Genomic DNA, 15,396 nt, shown 5'->3' on the forward strand with positions numbered 1-15,396 from the left:
ATCAGCCCTTCACCAGGCTGCCGGGGTAATCGGCCAGACGCTGACGGAAGATGGTGCCGTCCGGTGCCTCTGCCTGCAGGTGCACGACCCAGGCACCGGGCTGCAAATTCAGATCCGCAACCCAGAGGCCGGAAAGATAGCGCATCTCCGGGCTCACATCATCGCGTTTCTGCGTTGGCCGGCTGACAGTGATGTTCAACGCCTGGACCGGCGCGGGCAGGCCCTGTGCATCGGAAATCTTAACGCTTAGCTGGCCATTTTCGTAAACCGGCTCTGCCCGCCAGCCGAGCGATTGCTGTGCGGCACGTTCGCGGTCGAAATTCTGCGAGGCAACATATGAGTTCGCCACCTCCAGCCCGGGAAAGCTACGCACTGCGGTCACGGCCATCACGATATTTACGCCGATGATGATCCCGAAAAGCGATAGAAAAACCGTCAGCATCCCCCGCCCGGTCAGCGGCGTGCGCCCGGTCAGCAGCAAGAAAGGGGCCAGAAACAGAAGCGCAACCGCCAGCACGATTATCAGACTGATCGTCAGTGGCGAAAGCTGAAGCTCGGGCATCGTGCTATTCCTTTCCGTGAAAGACCGTGGCGACGGTGGATTGCTGTCCGCCCGCATCGCTGACAACCAGGCGCAGATCGGTGGTCGCCTCGCCCGCCATTGTCGATCCGACATCGGCCGTCAGGTAGACGCGCAGCGTCGCTGTATCGTCGGCGGGCACCAGCACTGTCGCGCCCTGCGCACCTTCAACGCGAATTTCGGTCTGCGCGGGCGCTTCGCCCGCATCGCCAACCGCGCTGATCGTGAACTCTTTCGGCTCATGCTGTTTATTGCGCAGACGCAGTTCGTATGTGTTGCGGATAGAGCCGTCCGAGAGGGTCACGTAAAGCGGGTTGCGCACCGGGGTGACGTTCAGATCGAAAGGAGAGCGCATGAACAGCGCCACCAGCAGCCCGACGCCGATTGCCGACCACAGCGTAAAATACAACAGCGTGCGCGGCCGCAGGATGTGGCGGATCAGCGACTGTCCTTCATTGCCGATACGCTCCGCCGTTTCGTCCTTCAGCGCCATATAGTCGATCAGCCCGCGCGGCTTGCCGATCCTGTCCATGATCTCATCACAGGCATCAATGCACAGGGCGCAGGTGATGCATTCAAGCTGCTGGCCGTCGCGGATGTCGATGCCCATCGGGCAGACATTGACGCAGGCGAAACAGTCGATGCAATCGCCTTTGGCCGAGGTCGGATCATCGGATTTCGTCGCCTCGCCCTTGCGGATTTTGCCGCGTTCCTCGCCGCGCCATTCGCGGTAAGCGACTGTCAGCGTGTCTTCATCCATCATTGCGCCCTGAATGCGTGGCCAGGGGCAGGCATAGATGCATATCTGTTCGCGCATGAAGCCGCCGAACAGAAAGGTGGTCGCGGTCATCACGGCGATGGTCATATAGGCGACCGGGTGCGCGTCGCCGGTTAACAGGTTGCCCAGAAGTGTCGGTGCATCGGTGAAATAGAACACCCACGCGCCACCTGTAAGCAGCCCGATCAACAGCCATAGGGCCCATTTCGTTAGCCGCAGCCGGACTTTACGCGCATCCCATTTCGAACGCCACAGCCGGATCTGGTTGTTGCGGTCGCCCTCGATCCAGCGTTCGACATGAACGAAAAGATCGGTCCAGACGGTCTGCGGGCAGGTATAGCCGCACCAGACCCGCCCAAGCGCCGAGGTGAACAGGAACAGCCCCAACCCCGCCATGACCAGCAGGCCCGCAACGAAATAGAATTCGTGCGGCCAGATCTCGATCCAGAAAAAGAAAAAGCGCCGGTTGGCCAGATCAACCAGCACCGCCTGATCGGGCATACCCGGCCCGCGATCCCACCTGATCCAGGGCGTGATGTAATAAACCCCCAATGTCAGCGCCATGATGATCCATTTCAGCCGCCGGAAATAGCCGTGCACGGCACGCGGAAAGATCGGCTCTCGTGCGGCATAGAGGCTCGGCGGGGGACCGGCATCCTGGCTTGACATGAACTGGCTCCTGTTGCGTGTTCATGGGCGTTTAACCCCCGGCCAGCTTGAAGACCTTGACCTGCATCAATCGGCGGAGAAAAATATATATCTGCGATCCATAAATCGGGCGGCGTCCCTTACCCTCCCTGACCAGCGGAAATGCAAGACGGGATGGAAAAATCCGCCCTGTTACATCGGTAGCCGGCCCCTCAGGAAACGCGCGAACAGGACGAGGGGCCGGCGCCATCCCGGCAGCCGAAACCGCCGGAATCTGCATGCATCATTCGCCACCGCCAAGGCTGTGGACATAATAGGACACGGCGCGGATATCGTCTTCCGACAGGCGCGGCGACCAGTTGGGCATCACACCGAAGCGGGCATCGTGAACGGATTGCGTAAGCGATTCCGCGTCGCCGCCATAGAGCCACACCGCATCTGTCAGATCCGGCGCACCCTGGAACCTGTCGCCGGTGCCGTCCTCCATATGACAGGCAGAGCAATTGTCGATGAAAAGCGACTCACCCGGCGCCGCAAGTTCGGCGTTATGCTCCTGCCCTGATATCGCAAGAACATATTCCACGACCTGCTCGATCTGCTCATCATCCAGCAACTCATCGGTGCCGAAACGCGGCATTTCGGAATAACGCGTCTCATCGTCATCTGCGCTGCGGATACCATGCGTGACCGTGGTGTGGATGTCTTCAATCGTGCCGCCCCACAGCCAGTCATTATCCAGCAGGTTCGGATAGCCCCGTGCCCCGCCCGCGCCAGAGCCGTGGCACTGCGCGCACCACGTCGCAAAGACCGCACGACCGGCGTTCATGGCATAGTTTGACAGTTCCTGATCCCCGGCGATTTCCGCCAGTTCAACCCCGGCAAGTCTGCTCTGAACTGCAGCATTAGCATCATCGTAGCGCTGAACCTCTGCGGCGAGTTCCTTGCGGTAATCCGTGTTCAGAAAGCCCTGTGTCGCGCCGTTGATCAGCGGCCACGCCGGATAGAAAATCGTATAGGCCAGCCCCCAGACGATGGTTGCGTAAAAGCTCCACAACCACCAGCGGGGCATCGGGTTGTCGTATTCGGTGATCCCGTCCCAGCTATGGCCGGTCGATCCGACCTCTTCGACCATTTTACCGGCACGAGCCTTGCCGGTGCGCGGGCCGACACGCTTGGGCCTGTGCAGATTCTTACCTTCAGGCTCGCCAGTCGGATGGGCGAGGACGTCTGCCTTGTGCTCATCGTCCGCAGCGGCGCGTTCCAGCGAAATGCGGTTATCGGGGTTCTGAGGGCTGTCGTGATCGTCGCTGGCGGGGGTATTGCTGGCGATCTTGTCGTCACGCTTGTCATTGTCATTATCGGCCATCACCGCGCCTCCTTCTTGGGATCGTCCTGCGGCGCGGGCCGCGTTTCGTTTCGGAAGATGCTGTAGGCTGCATCCTGCTGTGACACGCGTGCGCCGGGACGGAACACGAACAGGATCACGCCGACAAAGATCACGAACAGCGCCAGCAGGGCCCAGCTGTCGGCAAATTGGCGCATCAGGGTATAGATATCCATTGCGTCCTCCTTACCGGTTCGGGTCGGGTTCAAAGGTCGAGAAATCGACCATCGTGCCAAGGACCTGAAGATAGGCAATCAGCGCATCCATTTCCGAGATGCCGGGCTGCCGGTCAAAATCGCGCTGCTGCGCACCGGGATAGCGTTCTTCGAGCCCCGAGGCATCGGCCCAGGGATCGGCCTGCGCCAGAAAGTCTTCGCGCGCGGCGGCGATCATGTCTTCGGAATAGGGCACGCCGACCATGGCATCGGTTTCCAGCCGGTCCACGATATGCTCGCCCTTCAGCATCCGGTTTTCCAGAAAGCCATAGGCTGGCATGATCGATTCCGGCACGACCGAACGCGGGTCGCGCAGATGGTCGATATGCCATTCATCGGAATAGCGTCCACCGACCCGCGCCAGATCCGGCCCGGTCCGCTTCGACCCCCATTGAAACGGGTGGTCATACATCGACTCTGCCGCCAGTGAATAATGCCCGTAACGCTCCACCTCATCGCGCATCGGGCGGATCATCTGGCTGTGGCAGACATAGCAGCCCTCGCGGATATAGACGTCGCGTCCGGTCAGCTCCAGCGGGGTATAGGGGCGCATCCCCTCGACCTCTTCGATGGTGTTGTCGATGTAGAACAACGGTGCAATCTCGACCACGCCACCGACGGTAACCACGAGGAAAGAGAAAACCAGCAGCAGTGTGGCGTTCTTTTCAAGGATCTTGTGCTTTTCAAGGATCTTCATCTCGCAGCCCCTTATTCAGCCGGAACGGCGGCAGTGTTCGGATGGACGCGGTCCTGGCGGGTCACGGTGGCCCAGAGGTTCCACGCCATGATGATCCCGCCCGACAGGTAAAGCGCACCGCCAAGGAAGCGCACGACGTTCATCGCGTATTTGGCCTGCACGGTGTCGGCGAAGGCATTGACCAGGAAGCCCTGATCGTCGACCTCGCGCCACATCAGCCCTTCCATGATCCCCGAAACCCACATCGAGGCCGCGTAGAGAACCAGACCGATGGTCGCCAGCCAGAAGTGCCAGCTGACCAGTTGCAGGCTATACAGCCGCTCACGCCCCCACAGCTTCGGCACCAGATAGTAGAGCGCGCCGAAGGTGATCATCCCGTTCCAGCCAAGCGCGCCGGAATGGACATGGCCGATGGTCCAGTCGGTATAGTGGCTCAGCGAGTTCACGGCCTTGATCGACATCATCGGCCCTTCGAAGGTCGCCATGCCGTAGAAGCCCACCGCCACCACCATCATGCGGATGATCGGATCGGTGCGCAGCTTGTCCCAGGCCCCCGACAGCGTCATCAGCCCGTTGATCATGCCGCCCCAGCTTGGCATCCAAAGGATCACCGAAAACACCATGCCGAGGGTCGAGGCCCAGTCGGGCAGTGCGGTGTAGTGCAAGTGGTGCGGACCCGCCCAGATATACAGGAAGATCAGCGCCCAGAAATGGATGATCGACAGCTTGTAGGAATAGACCGGACGTTCAGCCTGTTTCGGAATGAAGTAGTACATCATCCCCAGGAAACCAGCGGTCAGGAAAAAGCCGACCGCATTATGGCCGTACCACCATTGCGTCATCGCATCCTGCACACCGGCGAAAAGCTGCACCGATTTCGCGCCGAACGGGCTGACCGGTATCGCCAGATTATTGACGACATGCAGCATCGCGATGGTCACGATGAATGACAGGTAGAACCAGTTGGCGACATAGATATGCGGCTCTCGACGTTTCATGATCGTGCCAAGATAGACCAGCAAATAAACCACCCAGACGAGGGTCAGCCACCAGTCAACATACCATTCCGGTTCCGCATATTCCTTGGACTGGGTGGCCCCCAGAATATACCCCGTCGCGGCGAGTACGATAAAAAGCTGATACCCCCAAAACACAAACCATGCAGCATTTCCGCCCCATAAACGGGCGGCACATGTCCGCTGCACGACGTAAAATGATGTTGCGATCAGGGCATTGCCCCCGAACGCGAAAATAACGGCCGAGGTATGCAGGGGCCGCAGCTTGCCGAAATTCAGATAGCCCTGTGCCGCCTCGGAAAAATTAAGCGCAGGCCAGGCAAGCTGCGCGGCGATGGTCACACCGACCAGAAAACCCACGACGCCCCAGAATACGGTGGCAATCACACCGGCACGCACCACCCCGTCCTGATAACTCGCCTCATCGGCAACCGGATGGGGTTCATCCGTGCGCCGGAGGTAATAGATAAAAAACGTCGCTGCGAACAGCATCACGATGGTCATGTTGACCGAATAGGCCAGATCGCGCCCGTAATTGGCCGCAATCGCAGCCATGACAGTGATCAGGCCAAGCACGATCAGCTTGATGTAATCCGACATGGGTTCCTGTCCTCTTTCCATGTGCGAATTACGGCCGAATCACACCGTCTCCGGCGGCTCGGATACTGTTCGCACATCCCCGTGATAGGGGATGGCGCTGATCCGCACTTTGATCTCGGTCAAACCCGGTTGACGAAACGGCCCATATGGTCGCAGCCTGTAATCAACGCCACACCCGTCCGGCTGCAGCCTGGGCCGGGGCCGGGACGAAACGGATCATGCGACCTGAAAGGACACGTCATGGCCTATAAGACGATACTCACCGTGATCACCGCCGAAGATCAGACAACCCAGCTTGACGCAGCGATTGACCTCACCCGGCGCGAGGACGCCCATCTGGAGGTTTTCTGCCTCGGCGTCGATCACAGTCAGGCAGGTTATTACTATGCCGGGGCATCCGCCTATGTGTTTCAGGAAACCATCGACAACGCGATGGCCGCGGCAGAAGCACTGGAAAAGAAAATCCGGACCCGGCTGGAGGCAGAGGATATCCGCTGGTCTATCGACAGCGCCGTCGCGCAGGTCGGCGGGCTGACAACACTGATCGGAATGCGCGCACGCTTCTCGGACCTCGTTGTTCTGACCCGCCCCTATGGCGACGCCGCAGCACCCGATGCTGTCGCTGTGACCGAAGCGGCATTGTTCGAGGGCTCTGCCCCGGTGCTGATCGTACCCGATGCCGGCCTTCCCGCCGATTTTGCTCAATCCATCATGATTGCATGGAACCAGTCGGAAGAGGCGATGACGGCAGTGCGCCGCGCCATGCCTCTGCTGGCCTCAGCAAAGCAGGTCGAGGTGACCGTGATCGACCCCTCGCCCGACGGGCCGGAAGGTCCCGATCCGGGCGCGGCGCTCGCGCAGCTGCTCAACCGTCACGGCATTCAGGTCGATGTCTCAGTCCTCGCCCGCACCCAGTCGCTGATAAGCGACATCCTCGACCGGCATGCCGAAGAGATCGGCGCAAAACTGATCGTGATGGGCGCATATGGCCATTCCCGCTTCCGTCAGGCCATCCTCGGCGGCGCGACACGCAACATGCTCGGCAAATCCCGCGTGCCGATCCTGATGGCACGCTGATCCGCCTCTTCGGTGGCCAAATACCTTGGGGGAGGCCGCAAGGCCGGGGGCAAAGCCCCCTTACCCCGGTTCAGACAAACTGTTCGCGGGTCAGGCGTTCTTCCAGCCCATGACCGGGATCGAACAGAAGGCGGTGACTGATCGAGGGCTCTGACCTGATTTCGACCGACAGGACTGAATCCACCCCGCGCGAATCGGCATCGGCCATGACCGGGCGCTTTTCCGGCTCCAGCACCTCAAAGCGCACGACGGCACCTTTCGGCAGGATCGCCCCGCGCCAGCGGCGTGGGCGGAACGCGGCAATCGCCGTCAGCGCCAGCACGTCCGATCCGATCGGCAGGATCGGACCGTTGGCGCTGTAGTTATACGCAGTCGAACCGGCGGGGGTGGACAGCAGCGCCCCATCGCAAACAAGCTCATCCATCCGCACGCGGTCATTGACGGAAATGCGCAGCTTTGCCGCTTGCGGCCCCGCGCGCAACAGGCTGACCTCGTTGATGGCAAGCGCAACATATTCCCGCCCGTCTGCAGTCTTTGCCGTCATCGCCAGCGGATTGATCGCCGTCTCCTCTGCCGCGGCAATCGCCGCCGGCAGGTCGCCGGTCGCGTAGTCATTCATCATGAAACCGATGGTGCCGCGATTCATGCCATAGATCGGCAGGCCCTTGTTCTGATGCATGACGCTCAGCATCAGACCGTCCCCGCCAAGCGCGACGACCACATCAGCCTCGCGCCACGGCGTCTGGCCATAGCGCGCGGACAACTCGTCAAGCGCCTGCTGCGCTGTCTCCGTCTCACTGGCGATAAAGTGTATTTTCATGCCGCCAATCTTGGCCAGCCTTCTGGCCTTGTCCAGCGTCAAACGCGCGTCTTAGGGCTTTGCCGCTGCAGAAAAAGCCGCTAAACCGCCGCCATTCCCGCTTACAGGAGCCGCCCATGACCCGCGATCAATTCTTCACCGAAACCCTCGCCGACGCCGATCCCGCCATCAGCGAAGCCATCGGGCAAGAGCTGGGCCGCCAGCGTGACGAGATCGAACTGATCGCATCGGAAAACATCGTCAGCCGCGCCGTGCTGGAAGCACAGGGCAGCGTTCTGACCAACAAATATGCCGAGGGCTATCCGGGCAAGCGCTATTACGGCGGCTGCCAATATGTGGATATCGTCGAAAATCTGGCCATCGACCGCGCCAAGGAACTGTTCGGCGCGGAATTTGCCAATGTTCAGCCGAATTCGGGTTCGCAGATGAACCAGGCCGTGTTTCTGGCTCTGCTGCAGCCGGGCGATACCTTCATGGGGCTGGACCTGAATTCCGGCGGTCACCTGACGCATGGCTCTCCGGTGAATATGTCGGGCAAATGGTTCAATGTCGTCAGCTATGGCGTGCGCCAGCAGGATCAACTGCTGGACATGGCGGAAATTCGCGCCAAGGCTCTGGAGCACAAGCCGAAACTGATCGTCGCGGGCGGCACGGCTTATAGCCGCGTCTGGGACTGGGAGGCGTTCCGCAAAATCGCGGATGAAGTCGGCGCTTACCTGATGGTGGATATGGCCCATATCGCGGGACTGGTGGCGGGCGGCCAGCACCCCTCGCCCGTGCCCCATGCCCATGTCGTGACCACGACGACGCATAAATCCCTGCGCGGCCCGCGTGGCGGCATCGTGCTGACCAATGACGCCGATATTGCGAAGAAGATCAATTCTGCCGTTTTCCCGGGCCTTCAGGGCGGCCCCCTGATGCATGTCATCGCAGCCAAGGCGGTCGCGTTCAAAGAGGCGCTTGATCCCAGCTTCAAAGATTACGCCGCGCAAGTTGTCGCCAACGCGCGCGCCATGGCGGATGAGCTGATGAAGGGCGGCATCGACATCGTTTCGGGTGGCACCGACAACCACCTGTGTCTGGCTGATCTGCGCCCCAAAAGCGTGACAGGCAAGGCGGCTGAGGCAGCGCTTGGCCGCGCCCATGTCACCTGCAACAAGAACGGCGTGCCGTTCGACCCGGAAAAACCCTTCGTGACCTCTGGCATCCGCCTGGGTGCGCCCGCAGGCACCACGCGCGGTTTCAAGGAAGAAGAATTCCGCCAGATCGCCCGCTGGATCGTCGAGGTCGTCGACGGCCTTGCGGCGAATGGCGAAGACGGCAATGGCGCGGTGGAAGAAAAGGTGAAGACCGAGGTCGCACAGCTATGCGCCCGGTTCCCGCTTTACGAAGGCATGTAAGCTGAACCGTCACACAGGCCAGACCCGCAGGCTAGAGCATCGCCTCGGCAATTGGGCGCGCGCCCGGTTGCCGGGGCGCGTCTCTGATCTGGTGATGTTCACGCTGAAGATGGGCTGGTCGGCGCTGTTTGGCGGACTGCTTCTCATAGCGATCTTGCTGAGCAAGGCGATCTGGCAGGATGACTGGGCGCTGAACCGCTATGACGCGCTGTTCATCTTTGCGGTGGCGATCCAGATTCTGTTCCTCGCGCTGAAAATGGAAAGCTGGGCCGAGGCCCGTGTGATCCTGCTGTTTCATATCACCGGCACGGCGATGGAACTGTTCAAGACCTATGCCGGATCATGGACCTATCCCGAAGACGCGATTTTCCGCATTGCCGGCGTGCCGCTGTTCTCGGGCTTCATGTATGCCTCGGTCGGCTCTTTCATCGCCCGTGCGATCCGCAATTTCGACATGCGGTACGTCCCCTACCCGCCTTTCTGGCTGACGGTGCTGCTTGCCGTGGCGATCTATGTCAACTTCTTCGCCCATCACTATCTGCCCGATATCCGCTGGTTCCTGTTCGCGGGCACGGTGCTGGTCTATGGACGCACATGGATCTGGTTTCGCCCGCGCGGCTGGTATCGGATGCCGATGGTGCTGTCGGCTTTTCTGGCCAGCATTGCCTTATGGGTCGCTGAGAATATCGGAACCCGCACCGGCACATGGCTTTACGCGGGGCAGAGTGAGGCGCAACTGGTCAGCTTTGCCAAGATCGGATCATGGTATCTGCTGCTCTATGTCAGCTTTGTCACCGTGACGCTTGCAGCCCCCGGCGCTGTAATCGGCGCGCGCCGCCCCGACGCGGATGCAGCAGACCCCATTGCCGAGGCGCAGCGCGACGGATAGCCTGCCGACAAACTTTCGCAGGAGATCATCATGGCCCAACCGCAAAGCTGGGAAAAGCGCGCCGAGGAATTCAGCTTCTACGGCTTCACCGACCTGCCGAGCGTCCATGAACGCGGCACCGTCGTCGTCACACATGGCGAAGGTCCCTATGTCGTAGACACGAATGGCAAACGCTATCTGGATGCCAATTCGGGCCTTTGGAACATGGTCGCAGGTTTCGACCATCAAGGGTTGGCCGACGCTGCCAAGGCGCAATATGACCGCTTCCCCGGCTATCACGCCTTTTTCGGGCGCATGTCCGATCAGACGGTGATGCTGTCGGAAAAGCTGATCGAGGTCTCGCCCTTCGAGCGCGGCAAGGTTTTCTACACGAATTCCGGTTCCGAGGCGAATGATACGCTGGTGAAGATGCTGTGGTTTCTGGGCGGTGCCGAGGATAAGCCGCAGCGCCGCAAGATCCTGACCCGCAAATCGGCTTATCACGGCGTGACTGCTGTCTCCGCCTCCATGACCGGCAAGCCCTATAATGAGGTTTTCGGTCTGCCGCTGGACGGGTTCATTCACCTCACCTGCCCGCATTACTGGCGTGAAGGGCAAGAGGGCGAAACCGAAGAACAGTTCACCCAGCGGCTGGCGAAAGAGCTTGAAGACATCATCGCCCGCGAAGGTGCCGATACGATTGCCGCCTTCGTCGCCGAACCCGTGATGGGCGCCGGTGGTGTTATCCCGCCTTCCAAAGGTTATTTTCAGGCGGTTCAGCCAATCCTGAAAAAGCATGGTATTCCGCTGGTCTCTGACGAGGTCATCTGCGGCTTCGGGCGCACCGGAAACACCTGGGGCTGCGAAACCTACGATTTCGTGCCCGACGCGATCATTTCGTCCAAGAACATCACCGCCGGGCTGTTCCCGATGGGCGCGGTCATCCTTGGCCCTGAATTGTCGGACCGTCTGGACGCCGCTGCCGAAGCGATCGAAGAATTTCCGCATGGCTTCACCGCCTCCGGCCATCCGGTCGGCTGCGCCATTGCGCTGAAAGCCATCGACGTCGTCATGAATGAAGGGTTGGCCGATAACGTCAAACGCCTGGCCCCCCGCATGGAAGAGGGGCTGCGTGGGATCATGGAACGCTCGAACAATATCGGCGAGCTGCGCGGCGTCGGTTATATGTGGGCGCTCGAAGCCTGCCTTGACCCGGCGACGAAAACGCCCTTTGACGGCAAGCTTTCCGTCAGCGAACGCATTGCCAATACCTGCACCGATATGGGCCTGATCTGCCGGCCGCTTGGCCAGTCCATCGTGCTGTGCCCGCCATTCATCCTGACCGAAGCGCAGATGGATGAGATGTTCGAGAAGCTGGAAAAGGCGCTGAACAAGGTCTTTGCCGAGGTCGCGTGACCGAAAATCCGGCCCTTCGGATTTATACCGAACATGCCAATGCCCCGGAAGAGGCATTGGCACCCGTCCTTGATCTGCTGCCGAGGGCGCCGTCCCGCATTGCCGATATTGGCGCAAGACCGACCCGATCCAAGAGCAAAACAAACTGGACGGCGTCCATTGGATCTGGCTGGCTCTGAGCCGCTCCTAACGCCACGTCAATCAGCTTATCTTGTCCAACGTCGCTTGCCCGCCACCTCGGCTGCCGTGATCCAGGCTAGATTTTCGTCATCATGGTGAATCGCAACAGATCCGCTTTTTCGAAGAGCCTGCAAATCCAGCAGAATGCAACGGCCGCCAAGCGGCGCAATCTCACGATCGGAGACGATGATATCCACAAGATCACACTCGCGCGCCGCAGCCTCCTCTGATCCCTTGCCGGTCAGATGCAAAATCTCGACACTGCCGAGCGTCGCGCGTCGCTCCTTGACCGGTCCGGACCAGCCCTGCCGCTTGGCGGCGTCAGCCTGAGCAATCAGATCACCATCCTTCTCCAGCCATTCCCCGACCGTGAATGCACCACCCTTGGCCTTGGAGAGGGCACGCCCGCTTGCCGTCATGATCCCGACCGCATCGCCCTGACGAGATATCAGTACATACGGACGAGCCGTCATCAGCCAGAGCGCGGTCGAAACGAGCAACATCGCGCCACCCGCCCATATCCGCGCATTGCGCCATGCCGGAACATCGCCACGCCACCCCAGAACGGCCATCATCGCGCCGCCACCCATCAGCGGCAGGACCAGCGGGCCGGGCATGATGACAAAGCTGACCGCGCCGTTCAGGCTGGCGATCCATTCGCCAACGGCCAGCATCCACCGCGTCCCTAAACCCATCAGCCAAAGGGCCGGACCTTCCAGACCAAAGGGTGTCAGCAGTGCCGCCAGCGGTCCCATCGGCATGATAAGCGCGCCCGTGACCGGAACCACCAGCAGATTGGCCAGAACGCCGTAATGGGCCATCCGGCTGAAATGCGCGGCAGCAATGGGCGAGGTTGCCATCCCTGCCAGCAAAGAGGTCAGAATCAGCAGAACAAGGGGGCGTATCGGCCACGGCAGACCACGGCACCGCCGCTGCAAAGGGGGATAAATAACGACCAAAGCGACGGTCGCCGCAAAGCTCATCTGGAACCCAGGTGTCAGCAAAGCCTCGGGCGCGAGGGCAAGAATAAAAACGGCCGCAAGTGCGACGGTCCGAAGTGACAATGCACGCCGGTCAGCCAGTATCGCGCCAAGCATCACGGTGACCATCAAAAACGCACGCTCTGTCGCCACGCCGCCACCGGACAGCCATAGATAGGCCCCCGCCGAAAGAATCGCGACGACAGCGCCCAGTTTATGCGCGGGAAAGGACTGTCCCCGACGACTTATGCATTGGAAAAGCACAGCAGCATATCGCGTCGCAGCATAGACGAATCCGGCCAGCATCCCCATGTGCAGACCCGAAATCGAAATGATGTGGAACAGGTTGGAATCGCGCATCATCTGGTTCGTCGCCTCGGCAATGCCGCTGCGGTCGCCTGTCATCAGCGCGGCCGCCAACGCACCTGCCTGTCCGCCGATGCGCTGCTGCATTGCCGCCGAAAGCTGCATCCGCAGCCTGTGTAAACGCAACGCGCCACCCGGTTCCGGCGGGGCGGCGACCGTGACCGGCGCACGGGTATATCCTATCGCACCAAGGCTGGCGAACCATGCGCTGCGCCGGAAATCGAAACCGCCCGGCTCTGCCGGTCCCGGCGGCGGGCCAAGATGCCCGGTCAGCATGACATGCGTTCCGGGTGGCGGGGCATCGGTAGCTCCTGCGGGCAGCGATATACGCACGGTTTCCGGAATACGCCCCGGCGCGATCCGCTCCAGTCGAGGACGATCCAGCGTCAGCCGGATTCGGTCGCGGGCAGAGCGGTCAACCCGGATGACGCGCCCCTCTATCGCGCCGTAATAGCGAAAGCCCAGCACAGGCGCTTCGACGCGCAACGCACGCAAACCGCAAAGCCCAAAGCCAATTGCGATACAGATCGCTGCAAAGCCGCCAAGCCGAAGCAAGGTAGCGTAACTTGGCAGATCAGGAGGCGCAAACCACAGAACCAGCCCGATCGCCAGCAGCGCCAGCGTGACACCATATTCGAGGGTTGAGGGCTGGGCAGGCAAAGCGAACCAGATGCCAATGCCCACAGCCATGTGAAACGGTGCCCAAGAGATCAGACCTGCCCGCTCCGTGACCGCGACCTGCACGCGGTCACTCTGTCGCCCCCGGCGCAGATGTCGCCATAGCTCCTGCCGATCCTGCCACGGAGCATGAACCACCGCTGCATCCGACGCCATTGTCCTTTACCGGCCCTTTCGCTATCCCTCACGGCGACACTAGACCCACACTTGTTGAGAATTGGTTAAGGCCCGGCGCCGGGCAAACCAATGCTTTCGAAAGGCCCCGACATGACAGACGCCAAGCCCGTCATCACCCGCTTTGCGCCCTCTCCCACCGGCTATCTTCATATCGGGGGGGCCCGCACCGCGCTGTTCAACTGGCTGTATGCGCGTGGGCGCGGCGGCAAGTTTCTGCTGCGGATCGAGGATACGGATCGCGCGCGTTCGACGCCCGAGGCGACAGAGGCCATTCTGGAGGGGCTGACATGGCTTGGCCTGGACTGGGATGGGGAACCGGTCAGCCAGTTCGCCCGCGCCGACCGCCATGCCGCGGTGGCACGCGAGATGCTGGAAAACGGCCATGCCTATCGCTGCTACGCCACAGCAGAGGAAATCGCCGCTTGGCGTGAGGCGAACCCGAACAAGCCCTACCAGTCCCCTTGGCGCGACAGTGAACAGCAGTCTGACGCAGCATATGCAGTGCGGTTGCGCGCCCCACGCGAAGGCGAGACGATCATCAATGACGCGGTTCAGGGTGACGTTACGTTCCGCAACGATCAGCTCGACGACATGGTGCTGCTGCGCAGCGACGGCAGCCCGACCTATATGCATGCAGTCGTCGTCGACGACCACGATATGGGGGTAACACATGTCATTCGCGGCGACGATCACCTGACCAATGCCGCCCGTCAGGCACAGATCTATGACGCAATGGGCTGGGAACGCCCGGTTTTCGCCCATATCCCGCTGATCCACGGCACCGATGGCAAAAAACTGTCGAAGCGTCACGGCGCTGTCGGGTTGCACGAATATGCGTCACTCGGCTACCCGCCCGAGGCGATGCGGAACTACCTTGCACGCCTTGGCTGGGCACATGGCGATGATGAGTTGTTCAGCGATGATCAGGCCCTGGAATGGTTTGATCTCAAAGGCATAGGAAAAGCACCTGCCCGTCTGGACTTCAAAAAGCTGGAGCATGTTTCAAGCTGGCATATCGCTCAGATGGACGATGACAAGCTGATGTCCGAACTGGATGGATTTCTTTCGGCAAGCGGCCTGCCCGCCCTGAACGCAACGCAATCCGAAAGACTGAAGAAAATACTGCCAGTGCTGAAAGAAAAGGCCAAAACGCTGCCGGCCTTGCTGGAACAGGGGCATTTCGCGCTGATCGAACGTCCTGTCGAACCCGATGAAAAGGCATCGGGAAACCTGGACTCGGTATCCCGTGGTATGCTGTCGGAATTGACTGCCGCACTGCAGCATGATAATTGGACGCGTGATGAGCTGGAGCAGGCTGCAAAAGCAGTAGCGGAAAAGCACGGAATCGGCCTCGGCAAGATTGCGGCACCGCTGCGTGCCGCACTGGCCGGGAAGACTTCGACCCCCAGCGTGTTCGACATGATGCTTGCGCTTGGCCGTGAAGAGGCCCTTGCGCGGCTGGAAGATCAAGTGGGCTGACCCGCCCACCCCCACGCCCGGCGCCAATCCGCGTCGG

13 protein-coding genes are annotated in these 15,396 nt (G+C 60.8%); 5 read left to right on the plus strand and 8 right to left on the minus strand.

All coding sequences use genetic code 11. The features are described from left to right. Position 1: 1 nt before the first annotated feature. The 6 genes from PAF20_RS10380 to ccoN all read right to left on the minus strand — a co-directional run bounded on the left by PAF20_RS10380 (position 2) and on the right by ccoN (position 5,918). On the minus strand, positions 2-562 hold the full coding sequence (locus PAF20_RS10380; protein ID WP_271070580.1) for a FixH family protein: 561 nt from the start codon (positions 560-562) through the stop codon (positions 2-4). A gap of 4 nt (positions 563-566) precedes the next feature. After that, positions 567-2,027, minus strand: a complete 1,461-nt coding sequence (ccoG, locus tag PAF20_RS10385; RefSeq protein ID WP_271070581.1) for a cytochrome c oxidase accessory protein CcoG — start codon at positions 2,025-2,027, stop codon at positions 567-569. A 262-nt stretch (positions 2,028-2,289) separates the two neighbouring features. Further along, entirely contained in the window at positions 2,290-3,138 is an 849-nt protein-coding gene (gene ccoP / locus PAF20_RS10390) for a cytochrome-c oxidase, cbb3-type subunit III (protein WP_271073305.1), read from the minus strand. A gap of 233 nt (positions 3,139-3,371) precedes the next feature. Beyond that, positions 3,372-3,566, minus strand: a complete 195-nt coding sequence (locus PAF20_RS10395) for a cbb3-type cytochrome c oxidase subunit 3 (RefSeq protein ID WP_271070582.1) — start codon at positions 3,564-3,566, stop codon at positions 3,372-3,374. A gap of 10 nt (positions 3,567-3,576) precedes the next feature. Next, entirely contained in the window at positions 3,577-4,302 is a 726-nt protein-coding gene (gene ccoO / locus PAF20_RS10400) for a cytochrome-c oxidase, cbb3-type subunit II (RefSeq protein ID WP_271070583.1), read from the minus strand. Between the two features lie 11 nt (positions 4,303-4,313). After that, entirely contained in the window at positions 4,314-5,918 is a 1,605-nt protein-coding gene (ccoN, locus tag PAF20_RS10405; RefSeq protein WP_271070584.1) for a cytochrome-c oxidase, cbb3-type subunit I, read from the minus strand. Positions 5,919-6,158: 240 nt separating this feature from the next. Here ccoN and PAF20_RS10410 point away from each other — a divergent pair, with 240 nt between their 5' ends. Beyond that, complete coding sequence (locus PAF20_RS10410) at positions 6,159-6,995, plus strand: universal stress protein (protein WP_271070585.1); 837 nt, start codon at positions 6,159-6,161, stop codon at positions 6,993-6,995. A gap of 70 nt (positions 6,996-7,065) precedes the next feature. On the opposite strand, the gene PAF20_RS10415 is transcribed toward PAF20_RS10410, so the two are convergent. Further along, positions 7,066-7,815, minus strand: coding sequence for an NAD kinase (locus PAF20_RS10415; RefSeq protein WP_271070586.1), 750 nt, complete (start codon positions 7,813-7,815; stop codon positions 7,066-7,068). A 116-nt stretch (positions 7,816-7,931) separates the two neighbouring features. Here PAF20_RS10415 and glyA point away from each other — a divergent pair, with 116 nt between their 5' ends. From glyA to PAF20_RS10430, 3 genes are all read left to right on the plus strand, one after another. Then, entirely contained in the window at positions 7,932-9,215 is a 1,284-nt protein-coding gene (gene glyA, locus PAF20_RS10420) for a serine hydroxymethyltransferase (protein WP_271070587.1), read from the plus strand. 94 nt (positions 9,216-9,309) lie between these two features. Beyond that, positions 9,310-10,104: a DUF817 domain-containing protein gene (locus tag PAF20_RS10425; protein WP_271070588.1), complete on the plus strand. Its 795-nt coding sequence runs from the start codon at positions 9,310-9,312 to the stop codon at positions 10,102-10,104. Positions 10,105-10,134: 30 nt separating this feature from the next. After that, complete coding sequence (locus PAF20_RS10430) at positions 10,135-11,499, plus strand: aminotransferase (RefSeq protein ID WP_271070589.1); 1,365 nt, start codon at positions 10,135-10,137, stop codon at positions 11,497-11,499. Positions 11,500-11,705: 206 nt separating this feature from the next. On the opposite strand, the gene PAF20_RS10435 is transcribed toward PAF20_RS10430, so the two are convergent. Further along, entirely contained in the window at positions 11,706-13,859 is a 2,154-nt protein-coding gene (locus PAF20_RS10435) for a ComEC/Rec2 family competence protein (RefSeq protein WP_271070590.1), read from the minus strand. Positions 13,860-13,970: 111 nt separating this feature from the next. On the opposite strand from PAF20_RS10435, the gene gltX reads away from it, so the two are divergent. Continuing rightward, the gene (gene gltX / locus PAF20_RS10440; protein ID WP_271070591.1) at positions 13,971-15,359 is read left to right on the plus strand and encodes a glutamate--tRNA ligase; all 1,389 of its coding nucleotides are present in this window, start codon (positions 13,971-13,973) and stop codon (positions 15,357-15,359) included. Positions 15,360-15,396: the final 37 nt, after the last annotated feature.

The sequence above is a fragment of the Paracoccus albus genome, from assembly GCF_027913035.1.
GTDB lineage: Bacteria > Pseudomonadota > Alphaproteobacteria > Rhodobacterales > Rhodobacteraceae > Paracoccus > Paracoccus albus.